Origin of the sequence: Streptomyces sp. NBC_00104, from assembly GCF_045160825.1 — a bacterium.
Taxonomy (GTDB): domain Bacteria; phylum Actinomycetota; class Actinomycetes; order Streptomycetales; family Streptomycetaceae; genus Streptomyces.
In genome coordinates this window covers 6,574,199-6,593,009 of sequence record NZ_CP108215.1, presented here as the reverse complement: position 1 = coordinate 6,593,009, position 18,811 = coordinate 6,574,199, and the positions used below count along the sequence as shown (strand labels likewise).

Sequence of the window (18,811 nt, the reverse complement as noted above, 5' to 3'; positions counted from 1 at the left end):
CCGTGCGCGGCGGGGCCTCAGCCCTTCACGCACACGACCTGCTTCAGCTTCGCCACCACCTGCACCAGGTCCCGTTGCTGGTCGATGACCTGCTCGATCGGCTTGTAGGCGCCCGGGATCTCGTCCACGACGCCGGAGTCCTTGCGGCACTCCACGCCCCGCGTCTGCTCCTCCAGGTCCTTCGTCGAGAAGCGGCGCTTCGCGGCCGTCCGGCTCATGCGCCGACCGGCGCCGTGCGACGCCGAGTTGAAGGCCTTCTCGTTCCCGAGGCCCTTCACGATGTACGAGCCGGTGCCCATCGAGCCCGGGATGATCCCGTACTCGCCGGAGCCCGCGCGGATCGCGCCCTTACGGGTCACCAGGAGGTCCATGCCGTCATAGCGCTCCTCGGCCACGTAGTTGTGGTGCGCGCTGATTTCGGGCTCGAAGGTCGGCTTCGCCTTCTTGAACTCCTTGCGGACGACGTCCTTGAGGAGCGCCATCATGATCGAGCGGTTGTACTTCGCGTACTCCTGCGCCCAGAACAGGTCGTTGCGGTACGCCGCCATCTGCGGGGTGTCCGCGACGAAGACGGCGAGGTCGCGGTCGACCAGCCCCTGGTTGTGCGGGAGCTCCCGGGCGACGCCGATGTGATGGTCCGCCAACTCCTTGCCGATGTTCCGGGAGCCGGAGTGCAGCATCAACCAGACAGAACCGGTCGAATCCGTGCACACCTCGACGAAGTGGTTGCCGGATCCGAGCGTCCCCATCTGCTTCTCCGCCCGGTCGTGACGGAACTTGACCGCTTCCGCGACCCCGTCGAACCGCCCCCAGAACCCGTCCCACCCCCCGGCGGCGAACCCGTGCAGCCGCCCCGGATCGACGGGGTCGTCGTGCATCCCCCGTCCCACCGGAATCGCCTGCTCGATCTTCGACCGCAGCCGGGACAGGTCCCCGGGAAGGTCGCCCGCCGTCAGGGACGTCTTGACCGCGGACATTCCGCAGCCGATGTCGACGCCCACCGCCGCGGGACAGACCGCGCCGCGCATCGCGATGACGGACCCGACGGTCGCGCCCTTGCCGTAGTGGACGTCCGGCATCACGGCCAGACCCTTGATCCACGGCAGCGTCGCCACGTTGCGGAGCTGCTGCAGGGCCCCCTCCTCGACCGACGCGGGATCGGTCCACATACGGATGGGTACCTTCGCGCCCGGTATCTCGACGTACGACATAACGCCCTCATTCCCCCGAAAGACAGATGAAAGTCTCAGAACGCAAAACCGGCGCCAAGGCCCAGGAAAGGGATACCGAACCGGCGTCCACGGCAGTGCGTGCGATACACATGGTGCCCGGGGGTCACCCCCGGGCGGCAAGTGAATAACCACAGGCAGGACAGCGCAGGCGTCCCGAGGGACCCCGTCGAGAGGAGCCCCACCGTGCAGCGGAAGGCGTACGTACCCGGCGTCGCCGTGCTCCTCGCGGCACTGCTGGCCGCGTGCACGGGGTCGGACGACAGCGGTTCGAAGGACGACCCCCGCCCGGGCGAGGCCACCGCGTCGGCCACCGTCGCCCAGCCCGGCCGCTACGACACGCTCCCGGACCCCTGCGTCTCGGTCGACCACGGCACCCTCGACTCCCTCCTCCCCGGCATCAAGCAGCTCACCGACGCGACCCAGCGCGATCAGGCGTACGAGGGCGAGGCGACGCAGACGTACGACACGGATGCCAAGGCCGGCTGCCGCTGGAAGGTGGAGTCCACGGACGCAACCCACTACGTGTTCGTCGACTTCGAGCGTGTCGTGTCGTGGACCAACGCGGTCAGCGACGACAGCAAGGCGCAGGAGGTGTACGGCGGCAAGGTCGAGGCGGCGGACCTCCCGGAGCCGACGCCGGCCGCCTCGGCCGAGGAGAGCGAGGGGACGGACGAGGAGGCGGACGAGCCGGAGGGGACGGGCGAGGCCACCGCCGAGCCGTCGGCGAGCCCCTCGTCCTCCACGTCCCGCTCGGCATCACCCTCCGGCTCCTTGGCGCCCTCCGGCTCCTCCACCCCCTCCGCGACCGCCTCCCTCCAGCCCCGCACGCTCGACGGTCTCGGGGACGAGGCGTTCCTCGACGACGCGCTCGGGACGAGCAAGCAGCACACGGTGACTGTGGTGTTCCGCACGTCGAACGTGATCGTGACGGTGGAGTACGAGGAGCAGCCGGCGACCACGACGGTGGTGCCGGACAGCGAGGAAATGCAGGACAGGGCCCTGAATCTGGCGGAGCGGCTCGCCGAAGCGTTCGACGACTGAGGGACGTTCGGGGGTGGTTCGGGCGTCCGCGCGAACCCCCTGAATCAGGACCGCACTTCTTCATCACCGCGTACGGTGGCCTCTCGGAGACCCGATCCGATTGTGAAGGAACCATGCAACGAGCCGCAGAGTCAGATCAGCATCAGTCGCCGCGCGTCGCGCGTTCGCCGCGGGTGGCGCGCGCCGGACGTCGCGGACGTCCGGGCCGGGCCAGGGTGGTCGTGGGCGCGGCGGTCGTGCCGGTGATGCTGTTGGCCGTCGGCTGTTCGTCGGACTCCGGCTCCGACAGTGCCTCCGGTGACGAGACCCCGGCGGGCGTGAACGAGGCGGCGAAGGAGAGTCCCACGCCGGAGGTGGTCGCGGCGAAGTACGCGTCGCTGCCGGACGCGTGCGAGGTGTTCTCCGACAAGACGCTGAAGTCGGTGGTGCCCAAGGGCGTGAAGTCCGGGAAGGCGATCAACGCCGCCGAGGAGAACGTGACCGGCGACTGCCGCTGGATCAGCCTCGACAACAACGGCGTGGACGGCTCCCAGTACCGCTGGCTGAGCGTGTCGCTGCACCTGCTGGCCTCGAACGAGGCGAACGGCCCCGGCGAGGACCGCGCGGCCAAGGCGTACGAGTCGAAGGTGACCGCGGCCAAGGCCGTGGACGGGGCGAAGAAGGTCAAGACCGAGCCGGTGACGGGCACGGGCGACCAGGCGACGCTGGTCCAGTACGACCTGAAGAAGGACGGGGACACCTTCAAGCAGCAGACGATCGTGGTGCGCACGGAGAACGTGGTCATCACGCTCGACTACAACGGCGCCGGCCTGGCCGGTGAGAAGACGCCGGACCCGGCCGCGCTGCTGAAGTCCGCGAAGTCCGCCGCCCAGGAGGCCGTGGAGGCGGTCGAGGACGCGAACGACGGTACGGACGCGTCGGCGTCCCCGTCGAAGAGCGCCTCGAAGGGCGCCTCGCCGACTCCCTCGAAGGGTGCGACGAAGGGGTCGTCGTCGAGTGGTTCGGGCGCGGATGTGAGTTCCGACTCGGATACCGATTCGGACTCGGGCTCCTCCACCTCCGGCACCAGGAAGCGCACGTCGTAGCCTCACCTCACCTGCTGTTTCGTCGAGCCCGGTCCCCGCGGGGGCCGGGCTCGACGCCATCCGGCAACACGTTTGCCGTACACATGTGCCACTCTGTTGCGCGCAACAACACGCAAGGGGAGGGGAGTACGGGTGGCCGCGCCAGTTCAGCTGACTCGAATGCACCGCGTTCTCATCGGCGTGGTCGTGTTCGGCGCCGTCATCATCGCCGGGATCGGCTTCGCGGGTTCGTACGCGGCCGTGCGGGAGCTGGCCCTCCAGAAGGGCTTCGGGAACTTCAGTTACGTCTTCCCGATCGGTATCGACGCGGGCATCTGCGTGCTGCTCGCCCTCGACCTGCTCCTGACCTGGATCAGGATCCCCTTCCCGCTGCTGCGTCAGACGGCGTGGCTGCTGACGGCGGCGACGATCGCGTTCAACGGCGCGGCGGCCTGGCCGGACCCGCTGGGCGTCGGCATGCACTCGGTGATCCCGATCCTGTTCGTGGTGGCGGTGGAGGCTGCCCGGCACGCGGTCGGCCGCATCGCGGACATCACCGCCGACAAGCACATGGAGGGCGTCCGCCTCACCCGCTGGCTCCTCTCCCCCCTCCCCACGTTCCTCCTCTGGCGCCGCATGAAGCTCTGGGAGCTCCGCTCCTACGAGCAGGTCATCAAGCTGGAGCAGGAACGTCTCGTCTACCAGGCCCGCCTCCGCTCCCGCTTCGGCCGGGCCTGGCGCCGCAAGGCCCCGGTGGAATCCCTGATGCCGCTGAGGCTCGCGCGTTACGGCGTGCCCCTGGCGGAAACGGCCCCGGCGGGCCTGGCGGCGGCGGGCATCGAACCGGCGCTGCTGCCGCCGGCGCCGATGCCGGAGCTGACGCAGGTGGCCGACGCCGGGGACACCGCCCTACCCGCCGCGGGCGCAGCTGCGGGCAATCGTGCCGCTGGGGCGGCACGGGTGGGCGCAGCGGCACCTCCCAGCGAGCAGCGCGCCCTCCCCGACGGCAACCAGTTCCCGGAGCAACGGGAATACGAGCCCCCGGTCGACGAAAGCCCCTGGCTCCACGCCCGCCACCCCCAGGAGGTCCCCTACCAGGGCGGCTACAACCCCTCGTACGAACCCGAGGAACAGTACGAGAACTGGTACGAGGAGCAGGCCCCGGAGGAGTACCAGCAGTTCGAGCCGGACCCGCGGGACCCCCGTTACCGGCAGCAACGGTTCGAGGCCCCGGAACTCCAGGACCCGGAACTCCAGGACCCGGAACTCCAGGACCCGGAACCCTCCCCGGAGGAGACGGGCAGCTTCCCCATCCCGGCCGGCCCCGGCCGCACCCGTGAGCTGGGCGAGGGCGGCGGCCCCCCTGAGCCCGCCGCCCCGGACGAGGAGGCGTACTACCAGGTCTTCAAGAAGTCGATAAACGGCAGCTACCCGACGCCGCGCGAGTTGATCGACAACGTGGAGGCCGAGTTCCGTGTCACCCTCCCCGCGGAGGAGTCGAAGCGCATGGTCAACCGCTTCACCAACCGTCACACGGCGGAGCTGGAGGAGGACCACATCGCGTAGGCGACGCGTACGAGGAGGGGGCGCCCGGTGTTCACCGGGCGCCCCCTCCTCGTATGCCGTCGGCCTTGGGGGCCCTTACTCCCCGAGCAGGGTCCGCACCCGCTCCTGCCCCACCGCGAGCAGCAGCGTGGGCAGGCGCGGCCCCGTGTCCCGGCCCACGAGCAGGTGGTACAGCAGCGCGAAGAACGACCGCTGGGCGGTCTTGATCTCGGCCGGCAGCTCCTTGGGCGTGGCGTCCGCCGGGAACCCGGCCTGCACCTTGGGCACCCCGTAGACGAGGTGCGTGAGCCCGTCCAGCGACCAGTGCTCGGCGAGCCCGTCGAGCAGCAGCCGCAGCGACTGCCGGGACGGCTCGTCGAGGGACTTCAGCAGCTCGGCGTCGGCCTCCTCGCGCACGATGGTCCGCTGGTCGGCGGGGACCTGTGTGTTGATCCACGCCTCGGCCTTGTCGAGCCGCGGCCGGACCTCGTCGAGGCCGGACAGCGGGTCGGTGGGGTCGAGTTCGCTGAGGATGCGCAGGGTCTGGGCCTCGGCGCCGGCGGTGATGTCGGCCACGGACGCGAGCGTCCGGTACGGCATCGGGCGGGACGTGCGGGGCAGTTCACCGGCGGCCGTACGCACCGCACGGGAGTGCGCCGCGACATCGGCCGGCAGCGCGGCCCCTTCCGCCACCTTCGCGTCGAGCTTGTCCCACTCGTCGTAGAGCCGCTGGATCTCCTGGTCGAAGGCGATCTTGAACGACTGGTTGGGCCGGCGGCGGGCGTAGAGCCAGCGCAGGAGCTGCGGCTCCATGATCTTCAGCGCGTCGGCGGGGGTCGGCACGCCGCCCTTCGACGACGACATCTTGGCCATGCCGCTGATGCCGACGAAGGCGTACATCGGCCCGATGGGCTGCTTGCCGCCGAAGATCCCGACGATCTGCCCGCCGACCTGGAAGGAGGAGCCCGGCGACGAGTGGTCGACGCCGGAGGGCTCGAAGACGACGCCCTCGTACGCCCACCGCATCGGCCAGTCGACCTTCCAGACGAGCTTGCCGCGGTTGAACTCGTTCAGCGCGACGGTCTCGGAGAAGCCGCAGGCGGTGCAGGTGTAGGTCAGCTCGGTGGTGTCGTCGTCGTAGGCGGTGACGACGGTGAGGTCCCTCTCACACTGCCCGCAGTAGGGCTTGTACGGGAAGTACCCGGCGGAACCGCTGCTGCCGTCGTCCTCGGCGGCGGCCCCGGAGCCCTCCGCGGCCTCCAACTCGGCCTCGTCGACCGGCTTCTGCGACTGCTTCTTCGCCGGTGCCTTCTTGGTGCGGTACTGGTCGAGGATCGCGTCGATGTCACCGCGGTGCTTCATCGCGTGCAGGATCTGTTCCCTGTAGACCCCGGAGGTGTACTGCGCGGTCTGGCTGATCCCGTCGAACTCGACGCCCATCTCGGCGAGCGCGTCGACCATCGCCGCCTTGAAGTGCTCGGCCCAGTTGGGGTGGGCGGAGCCCGTGGGGGCGGGTACGGAGGTGAGCGGCTTGCCGATGTGCTCGGCCCAGGAGCCGTCGACGCCGTCGACGCCGTTCGGGACCTTGCGGTAGCGGTCGTAGTCGTCCCACGAGATGAGGTGCCGGACCTGGTGCCCGCGACGGCGGATCTCGTCGGCGACGAGGTGCGGGGTCATGACCTCACGGAGGTTGCCCAGGTGGATCGGGCCGGAGGGGGAGAGTCCGGACGCGACGACGACGGGTTTGCCCGGGGCCCGACGCTCCGACTCCTCGATGACCTCATCCGCGAAACGGGAGACCCAGTCGGTGGTCTCGGTGCTCTGAGCCACGATCGGCACGTCCTCTTTTTTCCTTGGGTTCCATGGCCGCCCGGTACGGTCCCCGGCCGGCGGCCCTATTCTCCCAGCCTTTCACTCCGTGGGTCGAACCGGGCACCCAATAAACCGGGGGTGCGGGTGGTGTGTCGGGTGCGGGTCGGTGGGGGCTGGTCGCGCAGTTCCCCGCGCCCCTAAAAGACCAGGCCCTGCGGGCCTGGACGACGACGGCCCTGCGGGCCTGAGAAGCACGGGGCGCAGCCCCTGCTTTTCAGGGGCGCGGGGAACTGCGCGACCAGCCCCCACCGAACCCGCACCCGCCGACGCACCCGAACCCCCGCCCCCTCCCGCGCCCCTCCAACCAACCGACCAACAGACCAACCGACCAACCGACCAACCGCACCAGAAAAACCCGTTTACCCCCCGTGGGATACTGACGGCATCCACCCGTACCCCAAGGAGAACGGCTCCCCCTGATGGCTTCGGTCACGTCCCTCACCGCCTCCGTCCACCAGCGCCTCGCGACCGCCCTCTCGGCCACCCTGCCGGAGGCCGCCGCGGACCCGCTGCTGCGACGCAGCGACCGGGCGGACTACCAGGCCAACGGAATCCTCGCCCTCGCGAAGAAGGCGAAGGCGAACCCGAGGGAGCTGGCCACCCAGGTCGTCGCCCAGGTGGAGTCCGGCGAGCTGATCAAGGAGATCGAGGTCTCCGGCCCCGGCTTCCTGAACATCACCCTCACCGACCGTGCGATCACCGAGAACCTCGCGGAGCGCTACGCGGACGCGGAGAACCGTCTCGGCGTGCCGCTCACCGCGCACCCGGGCACGACGGTCATCGACTACGCCCAGCCGAACGTGGCGAAGGAGATGCACGTCGGCCACCTCCGTTCCGCCGTGATCGGCGACGCGGTGGTCCAGATCCTGGAGTTCACCGGCGAGAACGTGGTCCGCAGGCACCACATCGGCGACTGGGGCACCCAGTTCGGCATGCTCATCCAGTACCTGGACGAGCACCCGCACGAGCTGGACCACAAGGACGCCCGGGTGAGCGGCGAGGAGGCGATGTCGAACCTCGACCGCCTCTACAAGGCCGCCCGGAAGCTGTTCGACTCCGACGAGGAGTTCAAGACGCGGGCCCGCCGCCGGGTGGTCGACCTCCAGGCCGGTGACCCGCAGACCCTCGCCACGTGGCAGAAGTTCGTCGACGAGTCGAAGATCTACTTCTTCTCCGTGTTCGAGAAGCTGGACATGGAGATCCGGGACGCGGACATCGTCGGCGAGTCGGGCTACAACGACATGCTGGACGAGACGTGCCGCCTCCTGGAGGAGTCGGGCGTCGCGGTCCGCTCGGAGGGCGCCCTGTGCGTCTTCTTCGACGACATCAAGGGCCCGGACGGCAACCCGGTCCCCCTGATCGTCAAGAAGTCGGACGGCGGCTACGGCTACGCGGCCACCGACCTCTCCGCGATCAGGGACCGCGTCTTCCACCTCAAGGCGAACTCGCTCCTGTACGTCGTCGACGCCCGTCAGTCCCTGCACTTCAAGATGGTCTTCGAGACCGCGCGCCGGGCGGGCTGGCTGAACGACGAGGACGTCAAGGCGTTCCAGCTCGCCTTCGGCACGGTCCTCGGCAAGGACGGCAAGCCGTTCAAGACCCGTGAGGGCACGACGATCCGCCTGGTCGACCTGCTCGACGAGGCGATCGACCGCGCGACGGCCGTCGTCCGAGAGAAGGCCGAGAAGGTGGGCCTGACCGAGGAGGAGATCGTCGAGAACGGCCGGTACGTCGGCATCGGCGCGGTGAAGTACGCCGACCTGTCGACCTCCGCCGTACGGGACTACAAGTTCGACCTGGACCAGATGGTGTCGCTGAACGGCGACACCTCCGTCTACCTCCAGTACGCCTACGCCCGTATCCAGTCGATCCTCCGCAAGGCTGGCGAGGCGAGCCCGGCCGCCCACCCGGAGCTCGAACTGGCTCCGGCGGAGCGGGCGTTGGGGCTGCACCTGGACCAGTTCGGGGAGGCCGTGGCCGAGGTCGCGGAGTCGTACGAGCCGCACAAGCTGGCCGCGTACCTCTTCAAGCTGGCGACCCTGCTGACCACGTTCTACGACCAGTGCCCGGTCCTGAAGGCGGACACCCCGGCCCAGGTGGAGAACCGCCTGTTCCTGGTCGACCTGACGGCCCGCACCCTGCACCGGGGCATGGCCCTGCTGGGCATCAGGACACCCGACAAGCTCTGACTCCGCGGGACCTCGCGTCGGGCGCCGGACACCCTGGGTGTCCGGCGCCCGACGCCTTCCTGACAAATCCCCTGCCCGTCAGGCTTCCTGCGGCCGGAGTCCGCCCATCTCCTGCTGCCCCTCGCGGGACGCTCCCGCTGACGGCGAGGGCGCGCGCCGACGCGCGGGGGCGCCCCCCGTGGCGCCCCCGCGCGTCAGTCAGTCGGCCGACCGGCCGACCGGCCCGGTCCGGGTCGGTCCGAATCGGACCGGATCGGGTCGGACCGGATCGGACCAGGTCGGGTCGGGTCGGACCGGTCAGCGGTTGCCGACCCAGGCGTTGAACTTCACGTTGACCGTGGCGGTGGTCTGCCGCTTGGTGAGGGGGGTGGCGCCGACGGACCGGTACAGCGGCGCGGCCTTCCACGTGGTGGTGGCCGAGATGTTGCGGCCGCTGACCTTGATGGCGTCCTTCTTCACCGGTGTGATGGCGACGGCGCCGTTGAGGTTGGTGACGGACCGCTTGTACTTCGGCGACTTGACCGGGCTGCCGTAGTCGTAGGACAGGACGGTCTTCTGGGTGATGACCGGAAGGTTGTAGATCCGCTCGGTGGCGGTGAACGTCAGGGTGATGTGCGACCCGGCCCGGGTGGCCTTGCGGACGCCCTTGATGTCCGCGACGAAGCGGACGTCCTTGTTGTAGGCCTCCTCGTTGTGTCCGCCCCGGTTGATGTAGCCGCCGGCCCGGACGTTGTAGGCCTCCTGCACCTTCCGGTTCTGGAGATAGTCGACGAACTTCTGCTGCTTGGCCTTGGGCAGCTTGTCGAAGGCCTTGAGCAGCTTGAGGGAGGCGGTGGCCTCGTCGTTGTTCTTCAGCCAGTCGCGGTACTTCGCGACGGTGAGCTTGGCCGGCTTGCCCTGCGGGGCGGCCACGGCGGTGCCCTGAGCGGCGACACCGGTGAACAGCAGGGCGCCGGCGGTGGCGGCGAGGACGCCGGCGCGGGTGGCCGTGGCGAGTGTACGCATGGTGAGAGAGCGCCTTCCCAGACGGTTTCGAGCTGGCACAACCAGCCTAATTTCGTGGGGAGTTGGCGGAAATCGTCTCTTGGGTCACTGCCCTTCGGGACAGTCACGGGGGAGTGAGGACGGGCAGGACGGCGGGGCCGCACGAACCGGCCCGGAGGACCGGGTTGTCAGTGGCAGAGCCACGACCACCGGAACCCGCTACGAGTATCAATGTCAGTGGCTGCCCCTACAGTCACCGGCATGGCGACACTTCCCAACCCGCTGCCCCAGCTGGCGGCCGACCCGAGCGGGCGTGTGCTCGGGCTTGAACTCCCGCTTCCGCAGGGGAGGCTGATCGACGCGACGGACGAGGGCCCGTGGCCCGAGCCGCTGCTGTGGTGCGCGGACGAGCCGGCCACGCCGGGCGTCTGGGCCGCCGTACGACCCGCGAGCCGTACGGCCGGTCTGCTCCCGGTGCTGCTGGACGTGGGCGACGGCCGGGGCGGGCCGCAGGAGTGGGAGTTGATGCCCGGCGAGATGTCCTACCCGGGCGACCACGAGGCCGACGAGGTCCTGGCGGAGTCCTGGGACGAGTACGCCACCGCCGAGGACCCCGACTGGCCCGGTCTCGCCGAAGCCCCGGCCCTCGACACCACCCCGGAGACGACCGCTTCCGCCCCCGGTGCCGTCGCCGACCCCGACGCCCTCGCCGCCGAGACCGCCGACGCCCTGGTGAAGGACCCCTCCCGGCTCAAGGACCCCCGCCTCGCCCTGGTCCCCGCCCGCCGCAGCGCGGACATCCCGGCGGCGATCGGCTGGACCGGCCCGGTCAACCACGAGAACGACGTGGCGAGGCTCTGCGCGGTCCTGCGTTCCTGGGAGGACCGCTTCGGCATACGCGTCGTCGCCCTCACCTTCGACCAACTCGTCCTCTCGGTCGCCGCCCCGCCCACCACCCGGGCGGAAGCCGAAGCCGTCGCCGCCGAACACTTCGCCTTCTGCCCGGACAACATCCACCAGGGCACGGCCGACGGCACCCGGCACGCCTACGCCCGCACCCTCCTCGGCGCACCCACCTGGTCCTTCTGGTGGGACTGAGACGCCGGTGAGACGGACGTCGGTGAGGCGTCGGCGCGGCGTGGGCCGACCGCGCCCCGGCGAGCCTCCCCGCCGTCACCCCCGCCGTCACCCCCGCAGCCCCGCCCCCAACCTCCGCAGCCCCTCCCGGATCTCCCCCGGCGTCTGCGTCACGAAGCACAGCCTCAGGGTCGCCCGGTCGGGCTCGCCGGCGTAGAAGGGCGCCCCGGGCACGTACGCGACGTCCCGCTCGACGACGCGCGGCAGGAGGGCGCCGGTGTCGTAGGACGAGGGAAGGCGGGCCCAGAGGAACATGCCGCCCTCGGGGCGGTTCCAGGTGGAGCCCGCCGGGAGGGCCTCGGCGAGGCCGTCGAGCATGGCGTCCCGGCGCTCCCGGTACGCGGCGGCGACCCGGACGACATGGGCGTCCAGGTCACGGTCGGCCAGATACCGGGCCGCGGCGAGCTGGTTGACGGTCGGGGTGTGCAGATCGGCCGCCTGCTTGGCGACCGCGCACGCCCGGCGCAGCCCCGCGGGCGCGCGCAGCCAGCCCAGCCGCATCCCGGGGGCCATCACCTTGGAGAAGGAGCCCAGCAACGCCGTACGGTCCTCGGCGCCCGGGTACGAGGCGATCCACGGCACCCGGTCGCCCTCGAAGCGGAGTTCGCCGTACGGGTCGTCCTCGACGACCCACAGCCCGCGCCGGGCGGCGACCGAGGCGACGGCCGCCCGCCGCTCGGCGGGGAGGGTGCGGCCGGTCGGGTTCTGGAAGGTGGGCACGGTGTAGAAGAGCTTGGGCCGGTGCCGCACCACCAGCTCCTCCAGCGCCTCCGGGTCCACCCCGTGCGCGTCGCCCGGCACGGCCACCACCCGCGCCCCCGCGAACCGGAACGCCTGAAGCGCCGCCAGATAGCAGGGGTCCTCGACCAGGACGGTGTCCCCCGGCTCCAGCAACGCGGTGGCGAGCAGCGACAGCGCCTGCTGCGACCCGGTGGTGACGAGCACCCCGTCCGCGCCCGTCGCCAGCCCGCGCGCCCCGTACCGCGCGGCGAGCGCCGCCCGGAGCACCGGCTCGCCCTCGGTCGTCGCGTACTGCAGCGCGCGCCCCGCGGACTCGGCGAGCACATCGCGGTAGGCGGCCGCTATCCCCTCCGTGTCGAACAGCTCCGGCGCGGGCAATCCACCCGCGAAGTTGACGACTTCGGGACGCGAGGTGACGGCGAGGATGTCCCGAACGGGGGAACCCCCGACCGCCGCGACCCGCTCGGCGAAGCCGGGCACGGCCGCCCCGGCGCCCACCACGTCCGCGCCCCCCGAACCGCCCCCGACTCCCGGCTCCACGACAAACCCCACGTCATGCGCGGCCCGCACGGCATCCACGGCACCCATCCCACGGCTCCCTCACCACTCGCGGACGGCACGGCCCCGCCCCTGCCCGCACCCTAGACAGGTGCATGCCCCTTACACCCACCAGTTTCGCGATGCGGACCGTGCTCCGTACCCCCTAGGCTGCGCCCATGCTGCCCAGCGTGGACACGAACGACGAGTTGGAAGAAGTCGTACGTGACGAGGCGCTGCTGCGACCGGCCGCCCAGGATCTCTGCGGTCAGCTCGGTCTGGCAGGCGCGCGGATCGTACGCTTCCCCGAGGGCTCGCTGCCGGTGTACGCCGTCGGCGACTCCCTCGTCCTCAAGCTCTATCCGGGTTTCGAAGCGGCGGAAGCCGTCAGAGAGGCCCGCCTGCTGTCCCTCCTGTGGGGCAAACTCCCCATCCCCACACCCAGGTTGCACTCGGCCGACCAGTACAAGAACGGCTGGCGCTATGTGCTGATGTCCCGCCTGCCCGGCGAGGACCTCAACGAGGCCTGGCCCCGGATCCCCCGCCCCGACCAGGAACGTATCGTCGTCGAGGCCGCCGAGGGCCTCGCCGCCCTGCACGCCCTGGACGCGACCCCGGTCATCCCCCTCACCGGGCCGCCGGACTGGGGCAGGTTCATCGCCGCACAGCGCGCGGCGGCGGTCGAGCAACAGCAGAGCGGCGGCCTCTCGGCCCCCTGGCTCGAACAGATCCCTGACTTCCTCCGCTCGGTCCCCCTGCCCGCCCCGCGCCGCCCGGTCCTTCTGCACACCGAGTTCATGCGCGACCACCTCACCGTCGACCCCCACGACGGCTGGCGCCTGACCGGCCTCTTCGACTTCGAACCGGCCATGGTCGGCGACCCCGCCTACGACTTCGTCAGCGTCGCCCTCTTCCTCACCCGGGCCGACCCCACCCTCCTGAAACTCTTCTACGAGGCCTACGGCCGGCCCCCGTTCGCCCCCCGCGAGCTGATGGCCTACACCCTCCTCCACGTCTACAGCGACCTGAACTGGTACCTGCGCAGCCTGCCGGCCCCGCCCAGTCAGACCTTGGACTCGCTGGCGGAGACGTGGTTCGGCACGGGGGGTTGAGCACCTGGTGACGGGGGCGGGGGCGGGGGCTCAGTACCTCTGAGGGGCGCGGGGAACCGCGCGACCGGCCCCCGCCCACCCACACCCGGACTCACACCCACACCCACACCCGCCCACCGACTGCTCAGGCCTTACGCCCCATCGCCGCATACACATTGATGTCCGCGTCGGTCACGTCATTGATGTCCCGATACCGAACCTTCTCGATGTCGTCCATCCCGGCCAACACATGCGGCTCCACCGCCGGAGGCACCGGCGCACCCTCCTCGAACCGCCAGTGATGCGCCGGCACCACCCCGGGCTCGTCCACCACGAGCCCGCTCTGCTCGAAGAACCGCGCGACCTCGTCCTTGGACCGCAGCACGAAGGTGAACCCCCGCTTGGTGTACGTCTCCTGCACCGCACGGATGCTCGCCGGATTGAGGTCCTCGGTCAGATGGCTGAGGACCAGCCGGCTCCCGGCGGGCAGCGCGTCCACCAGCTCCCGCACGACGGGGTAGGCCTCGTCGTCCTCGACGAAGTGCAGGATCGCCACCAGGCACAGCGCGATCGGCCGGTCGAAGTCGAGCGTCTTCGCGGCCGCTTCGACGATCCGCGCCGACGACTTGAAGTCGGCGTCGATGTAGTCGGTGGCACCCTCGGGCCCGCTCGTGAGCAACGCGCGCGCGTGGGCGAGCACCACCGGGTCGTTGTCGACGTACACGACCCGGGAGTCCGGGACGATCGCCTGGGCGATCTGGTGCACGTTCTCGGCGGTCGGCAGCCCGGTGCCGATGTCCAGGAACTGCCGGATGCCCTCGTCCTTGGCGAGCGTGGTCACCGCGCGGCGCATGAAGTCACGGTTGTGCCGGACGTCGAGGTAGCCGCGCGGATTGGCCGCCAGCGCCGCGCCTGCGGCCTCCCGGTCCACGGGGTAGTTGTCCTTGCCGCCGAGGAAGACGTCGTAGACCCGAGCCGGGTGCGCCCTGGTGGTGTCGATCCTCTTCCGCAGCTCGGCGGGGTCCTGACTGAGCGCGTCACCGGCCATAAAGCCTCTCCCTGGAGAGTCGCATCATTGAATGAACAACAACCTAACCTCCAGGGCGAGTTGCCGCCGCCCGGATACGAAGGCCCGCCCGACGCCGCGCGGGCCCACCCGGGCCGACCCGGGCCCACCCGGGCCCGGGTCGGCCCGGGCCAAGGCCCCACCCTGGCCCCGCCCCGCCCCGCCCCGCCCCGCCGCCGACGTCAGGCGCGCGCCGGATACGCCTTCGGGTCGGGGCCGTACCGGTTCGCGTCCGGCTGCCCCTCGGTGGCCATGAAGATGATCATAAAGATGGTGCCGAGGCAGGGGATGAGCCCGATGAGGACCCACCAGCCGCTGCGGCCGATGTCGTGCAGCCGCCGGACGCTGACGGCCAGGGACGGCAGGAAGATGGCCACGGCGAAGACGAGTTCGGGCACCTCCGTGTCCATGACCAGACCGAGGACGATCAGCGCGAGATAGATGAGCGACGCGATCAGCGTGAACATCCAGTACTCCTGGCGGCGCGCACGCCCGCTGAAGACCGCGTACTTCTTGAGCACCTCGACGAACCAGTTCATGACTTCCCCCCGACATTCGGCACAGGCCGGTCCTGCGCATCAGGACAGGCGCAGAAGCTATGCCGATTGACGAGAACTCGTCAATTCCATAACCACCTCACGTCGGCTGTCGCTCGTGGGCCACCGCAACGTGGGCCGCCTCACCGACTACTGCTGGTCGCTCTCGCCCAGCGTCGTCCCCTCCGGAACCCACTTCGGCCCGCCCAGCGGATACTCGTACGCCGGACGCCCGTTGTTGCCGCTCGTGCGGAACGGCAGGCCGTTGTCGTTCACCCGCAGCGTGCCGCTGCGGGAGCCGCTGGACCACTGCAGCTCCAGGTACCAACTGACGTAGTACGCCGAGGCGTCGGCCGTGACGTAGTAGACCTCCGGGTCGGACTCGCTGACCGAGTACGGGAAGTTCTTGCTGCCCGCCTTGGGCCGCACATCGGGGCGCGCGGCGTCCAGGGCGATCGTGAAGGACCGGGTCGGAACGCCGGCCCCGCAGCCGACACCCGGGTACCCCATGGCGTAGTCGTTCCAGGCGAGGGGCGACCGCTTGTCGACCAACCGGACCTTGAGGCTCCGTACGACCACGGTCTCCTCTCCCGTGCCCTGCAAGGTGAGCGTCAGAAACTGCTTCTCCGACGACACGGCCCCGGCCGCCCGCACCCAGCCCGCCGCGTCCTGCTCCGGCGGCGGTGGCCCCACCTTCGTCGGCGGCCGGTCGGCCAGATACCGCTGGGAGCAGGGGCTTTCCCAGGTGTACGGCTCCACCTTCACGGACAGCGGCACCGGGAGGGACGCGTCCTCGCCACCCCCGCCGCCGCCCGCCCCACCGGGGCTGCTCGGGGTGGTGCGTGCCGAGGGCGCGCTCCCCTTGTCGGCCCCCTTCTCGCCCTTGTCACCCGACGTGCTCGCGGAGACAGAGGGCGAGGCACCGGACGGTGAGGGCGATCGCCGGTCGCCCTCATCCTCCCCCTTGGCCGCCTCCTCCCCGACGGACACGTCCCCGGCCCACCGTGTGCCGGCCCCGTCCTCCTCCCCACCGGACGGCAGACTCACGGCGAGCGTGACCGCACCGAGCACGGCGGCGACCGCCAGCCCGGCCACCAGTGCCGACCGGGAACGCCGTCCGGCACGCGACCGGCCCCCCGAGCCGTCGGAGGCCGCTCCCCCGACCACCGCCCGCCGAACCGCGCTCTGCGCCGAACGCCTCTCCGAAACGCCGTCGTGCCCGACCACCGCACCGGCCGTCGCCGCCTCCACGGCCCCCGCCCCCGCCCCCGAAGCCGAAGCCGAACTCCGCTCGGACGCGACGCCCGCCCCAGCCTCGGAGGCCGCCCCCTTGGTGAACGCCTCACCTTTGGTGGACGCCGCGCCCCGCTCGGCCGCCGCACTCCCCGCCGCTCCCCCGGACGCCCCGGCGGAGTCGCTCCCCTTGCGCCGCCGCATCGCGTCCGCGAGCACCCACGCCCGGTGGAGTTCGACCAGTTCCTCCGGGGTCGCCTTGCAGAGGCGGGCCAACCGCTCCACGGGCGCGTAATCGGCGGGTACGGCGTCGCCGTTGCAGTACCGGTGAAGCGTCGACGTACTCATGTGGAGCCGCTTGGCGAGCACCCCGTAGCTGAGCCCCGAGCGCTCCTTCAACTCCCGTAGCGCCTCGGCGAAATCAGCCCCCATGCCGTCCCCGGCACCGCTCCCCGACACAGCGTCCTCCGTCCCCATGCGCCCCCACGTCCCGTCCGGCGTTCCAGGGGACCGATGTTTTTCCAGGTCAAAGCCGTTCTGGGCGTTCCAGCGTCCCTGATCGTCCGCAGAGTGTGGCGGCTGGGACGGTTCACCCCGCAAGCTCTTGTCATCCAAGCACGCCGCTCCCGGCAACCCGGTCGAGCGGCACGGCTTCGACCACTTGTTCTCAGCCTCTGCAACCGGCTTTGTCCGAAAAGGAATTGATGATGCGCACGTTCCGTACGGCCCGCCCCGTCCGTCTGCTCGCCGCCACCGGAGTCGCGGTCGCCGCCCTCGCCCTCACCGCATGCGACAACGGGATGGGCCCCCGGGACGAGGGCCGGGCGAGCGACTCCAACTCGACCTCGCAGACCACCGGTTCCACCGGCACGGGCACCACAGGCGCGGGCACCACAGGCGGCACGGGCACCACAGGCGGCACCGGTTCCACGGACACCGCCTCCACCACCGGCGGCACCACGACGACCGACAAGGCCTCCGCGAGGACGGGCACCGGCACGTCCAAGGCCGCCGCGTCCGACCCCTGGGACCCCGCCAACCGCGTCACCTGCAACGGCTCCAACACCACCGTCACCATGAAGCCGGTGGCCCGCCCGCTGAACCACATGCTGATCACCGTGAAGAACACCGGCTCGAAGTACTGCGACCTCTACTACAACCCGACGGTCCGCTTCGACCAGGCCCAGTGGGCCCCCGGCGTCTTCGAGGAGTCGCAGCCCCAGGCGGTGGTGACCCTCGCCCCCGGTGAGTCCGGCTACGCGGGCGTCCTCCTCGCCTCGGCCGACGGCAGCGGTGAGAACGGCACCACGGCCAGGAAGGTCACCATCGGTTTCCAGGGCAAGGAGCCGGGCAGCAACGGCGGCCGCGTCGCCGCTCCCGCCCTCCCCTCCGGGGGCGTCTACTACGACAGCTCCCTGACCGTCACCTACTGGCAGTCGTCGATCGACGACGCCCTCATGTACTGAGCCGGAGGGAGCGGGACCGTACGGACTGGGCCGGAGAGGCGCCTCAGCGCACCATCCGCGCCGCCTCGACGGCCCAGTACGTGAGGATGTTCCGCGCCCCCGCCCGCTTGATCCCCGTCAGGGTCTCCAGGATCGCCCGGTCCCGGTCGATCCAGCCCTTCTCGGCGGCGGCCTCGACCATCGAGTACTCCCCGGAGATCTGGTACGCGGCGACCGGCACGTCCACGGCGTCCGCGACCCGCGCGAGGATGTCCAGGTAGGGCCCGGCGGGCTTGACCATCACCATGTCGGCGCCCTCCTCCAGGTCGAGGGCGAGCTCCCGCAGCGACTCCCGTACGTTCGCCGAATCCTGCTGATACGTCTTCCGGTCCCCCGTCAGCGAGGAGGCGACGGCCTCCCGGAAGGGTCCGTAGAACGCGGACGCGTACTTGGCGGTGTAGGCGAGAACGGCGACATCCTCGCGCCCGATCTGGTCGAGCGCATCTCGAATGACCCCGATCTGCCCGTCCATCATCCCGCTGGGCCCGACCACATGTGCCCCGGCGTCCGCCTGCACCTGAGCCATCTCGGCATACCGCTCAAGGGTCGCGTCGTTGTCGACCCGCCCCTGGTCGTCAAGAACCCCGCAATGCCCGTGATCCGTGGTCTCGTCGAGACAAAGATCGGACATCACCAGCAGTTCGTCCCCGACCTCGGCCCGCACATCACGGATGGCGACCTGGAGGATCCCGTCCGGATCGGTCCCCGGCGTCCCGAGCGCGTCCTTCTTCCCGTCCTCCGGCACCCCGAACAGCATGATCCCGGAGACCCCGGCCTCCACGGCCTCCACGGCGGCCTTCTTCAGACTGTCCCGCGTGTGCTGCACGACCCCCGGCATCGCCGAGATCGGCACCGGCTCACTCACACCCTCCCGCACGAACGCGGGCAGGATGAAGTCCGCGGGATGCAGCCGCGTCTCGGCCACCATCCGCCGCATCACAGGCGTCGTACGAAGCCGGCGGGGCCGCGTACCGGGAAACGATCCGTACTTCGACATACACCTACGCTACGCCCGCGCCGACAGCCCCTTTGCCGACG

Annotated in this window: 15 protein-coding genes; 7 read left to right on the top strand and 8 right to left on the bottom strand. The window is 70.6% G+C overall.

All coding sequences use genetic code 11. The annotated features are described in order from the left end of the window. Nucleotides 1-17 precede the first annotated feature (17 nt). Nucleotides 18-1,211: an RtcB family protein gene (locus tag OG272_RS29005; RefSeq protein ID WP_327728298.1), complete on the bottom strand. Its 1,194-nt coding sequence runs from the start codon at nt 1,209-1,211 to the stop codon at nt 18-20. 204 nt (nt 1,212-1,415) lie between these two features. On the opposite strand from OG272_RS29005, the gene OG272_RS29000 reads away from it, so the two are divergent. The 3 genes from OG272_RS29000 to OG272_RS28990 all read left to right on the top strand — a co-directional run bounded on the left by OG272_RS29000 (nt 1,416) and on the right by OG272_RS28990 (nt 4,903). After that, nucleotides 1,416-2,273 (top strand): DUF3558 domain-containing protein, encoded by an 858-nt coding sequence (locus OG272_RS29000; RefSeq protein WP_405895205.1) that lies wholly within the window; start codon nt 1,416-1,418, stop codon nt 2,271-2,273. Nucleotides 2,274-2,386: 113 nt separating this feature from the next. Continuing rightward, the gene (locus tag OG272_RS28995; protein ID WP_405895203.1) at nt 2,387-3,358 is read left to right on the top strand and encodes a hypothetical protein; all 972 of its coding nucleotides are present in this window, start codon (nt 2,387-2,389) and stop codon (nt 3,356-3,358) included. A gap of 159 nt (nt 3,359-3,517) precedes the next feature. Then, nucleotides 3,518-4,903 carry a DUF2637 domain-containing protein gene (locus OG272_RS28990; RefSeq protein WP_405895202.1) on the top strand — a complete coding sequence of 462 codons (1,386 nt, stop codon included), beginning with the start codon at nt 3,518-3,520 and terminating at the stop codon, nt 4,901-4,903. A 75-nt stretch (nt 4,904-4,978) separates the two neighbouring features. On the opposite strand, the gene lysS is transcribed toward OG272_RS28990, so the two are convergent. After that, complete coding sequence (gene lysS / locus OG272_RS28985; protein ID WP_326585679.1) at nt 4,979-6,721, bottom strand: lysine--tRNA ligase; 1,743 nt, start codon at nt 6,719-6,721, stop codon at nt 4,979-4,981. A gap of 452 nt (nt 6,722-7,173) precedes the next feature. Here lysS and argS point away from each other — a divergent pair, with 452 nt between their 5' ends. Next, nucleotides 7,174-8,943 (top strand): arginine--tRNA ligase, encoded by a 1,770-nt coding sequence (argS, locus tag OG272_RS28980; RefSeq protein WP_326579199.1) that lies wholly within the window; start codon nt 7,174-7,176, stop codon nt 8,941-8,943. Nucleotides 8,944-9,240: 297 nt separating this feature from the next. Here the strand turns inward: argS and OG272_RS28975 are convergent, their stop codons facing one another. Beyond that, nucleotides 9,241-9,948 (bottom strand): hypothetical protein, encoded by a 708-nt coding sequence (locus tag OG272_RS28975; RefSeq protein ID WP_328223808.1) that lies wholly within the window; start codon nt 9,946-9,948, stop codon nt 9,241-9,243. 240 nt (nt 9,949-10,188) lie between these two features. Here OG272_RS28975 and OG272_RS28970 point away from each other — a divergent pair, with 240 nt between their 5' ends. After that, on the top strand, nt 10,189-11,025 hold the full coding sequence (locus OG272_RS28970) for a DUF4253 domain-containing protein (RefSeq protein ID WP_328223807.1): 837 nt from the start codon (nt 10,189-10,191) through the stop codon (nt 11,023-11,025). Between the two features lie 87 nt (nt 11,026-11,112). Here OG272_RS28970 and OG272_RS28965 read toward each other — a convergent pair whose 3' ends face one another. Continuing rightward, a complete protein-coding gene (locus OG272_RS28965) occupies nt 11,113-12,393 on the bottom strand; it encodes a PLP-dependent aminotransferase family protein (RefSeq protein ID WP_327728304.1) in 1,281 nt (426 codons plus the stop codon). 128 nt (nt 12,394-12,521) lie between these two features. On the opposite strand from OG272_RS28965, the gene OG272_RS28960 reads away from it, so the two are divergent. Next, a complete protein-coding gene (locus tag OG272_RS28960) occupies nt 12,522-13,454 on the top strand; it encodes an aminoglycoside phosphotransferase family protein (protein WP_326579207.1) in 933 nt (310 codons plus the stop codon). Nucleotides 13,455-13,578: 124 nt separating this feature from the next. Here OG272_RS28960 and OG272_RS28955 read toward each other — a convergent pair whose 3' ends face one another. The 3 genes from OG272_RS28955 to OG272_RS28945 form a co-directional block, all read right to left on the bottom strand. Further along, nucleotides 13,579-14,481: an SAM-dependent methyltransferase gene (locus OG272_RS28955; protein WP_405895201.1), complete on the bottom strand. Its 903-nt coding sequence runs from the start codon at nt 14,479-14,481 to the stop codon at nt 13,579-13,581. Nucleotides 14,482-14,681: 200 nt separating this feature from the next. Next, nucleotides 14,682-15,038: a DUF805 domain-containing protein gene (locus OG272_RS28950; RefSeq protein ID WP_326579212.1), complete on the bottom strand. Its 357-nt coding sequence runs from the start codon at nt 15,036-15,038 to the stop codon at nt 14,682-14,684. A 147-nt stretch (nt 15,039-15,185) separates the two neighbouring features. Beyond that, nucleotides 15,186-16,700 (bottom strand): helix-turn-helix transcriptional regulator, encoded by a 1,515-nt coding sequence (locus OG272_RS28945; protein WP_327732148.1) that lies wholly within the window; start codon nt 16,698-16,700, stop codon nt 15,186-15,188. Between the two features lie 275 nt (nt 16,701-16,975). Between OG272_RS28945 and OG272_RS28940 the strand changes: the two genes are divergently transcribed. After that, a complete protein-coding gene (locus OG272_RS28940) occupies nt 16,976-17,734 on the top strand; it encodes a DUF4232 domain-containing protein (protein WP_328224733.1) in 759 nt (252 codons plus the stop codon). Nucleotides 17,735-17,777: 43 nt separating this feature from the next. Here OG272_RS28940 and hemB read toward each other — a convergent pair whose 3' ends face one another. Further along, nucleotides 17,778-18,770, bottom strand: a complete 993-nt coding sequence (gene hemB, locus OG272_RS28935; RefSeq protein ID WP_326579215.1) for a porphobilinogen synthase — start codon at nt 18,768-18,770, stop codon at nt 17,778-17,780. Nucleotides 18,771-18,811: the final 41 nt, after the last annotated feature.

Coding starts and splice junctions, on each gene's coding strand:
- OG272_RS29005 (WP_327728298.1), bottom strand. CDS start 1,211: ATGTCGTACGTCGAGATACCGGGCGCGAAGGTACCCATCCGTATGTGG.
- OG272_RS28995 (WP_405895203.1), top strand. CDS start 2,387: ATGCAACGAGCCGCAGAGTCAGATCAGCATCAGTCGCCGCGCGTCGCG.
- OG272_RS28990 (WP_405895202.1), top strand. CDS start 3,518: ATGCACCGCGTTCTCATCGGCGTGGTCGTGTTCGGCGCCGTCATCATC.
- argS (WP_326579199.1), top strand. CDS start 7,174: ATGGCTTCGGTCACGTCCCTCACCGCCTCCGTCCACCAGCGCCTCGCG.
- OG272_RS28975 (WP_328223808.1), bottom strand. CDS start 9,948: ATGCGTACACTCGCCACGGCCACCCGCGCCGGCGTCCTCGCCGCCACC.
- OG272_RS28970 (WP_328223807.1), top strand. CDS start 10,189: ATGGCGACACTTCCCAACCCGCTGCCCCAGCTGGCGGCCGACCCGAGC.
- OG272_RS28965 (WP_327728304.1), bottom strand. CDS start 12,393: ATGGGTGCCGTGGATGCCGTGCGGGCCGCGCATGACGTGGGGTTTGTC.
- OG272_RS28960 (WP_326579207.1), top strand. CDS start 12,522: ATGCTGCCCAGCGTGGACACGAACGACGAGTTGGAAGAAGTCGTACGT.
- OG272_RS28955 (WP_405895201.1), bottom strand. CDS start 14,481: ATGGCCGGTGACGCGCTCAGTCAGGACCCCGCCGAGCTGCGGAAGAGG.
- OG272_RS28950 (WP_326579212.1), bottom strand. CDS start 15,038: ATGAACTGGTTCGTCGAGGTGCTCAAGAAGTACGCGGTCTTCAGCGGG.
- OG272_RS28945 (WP_327732148.1), bottom strand. CDS start 16,700: ATGGGGGCTGATTTCGCCGAGGCGCTACGGGAGTTGAAGGAGCGCTCG.
- OG272_RS28940 (WP_328224733.1), top strand. CDS start 16,976: ATGCGCACGTTCCGTACGGCCCGCCCCGTCCGTCTGCTCGCCGCCACC.
- hemB (WP_326579215.1), bottom strand. CDS start 18,770: ATGTCGAAGTACGGATCGTTTCCCGGTACGCGGCCCCGCCGGCTTCGT.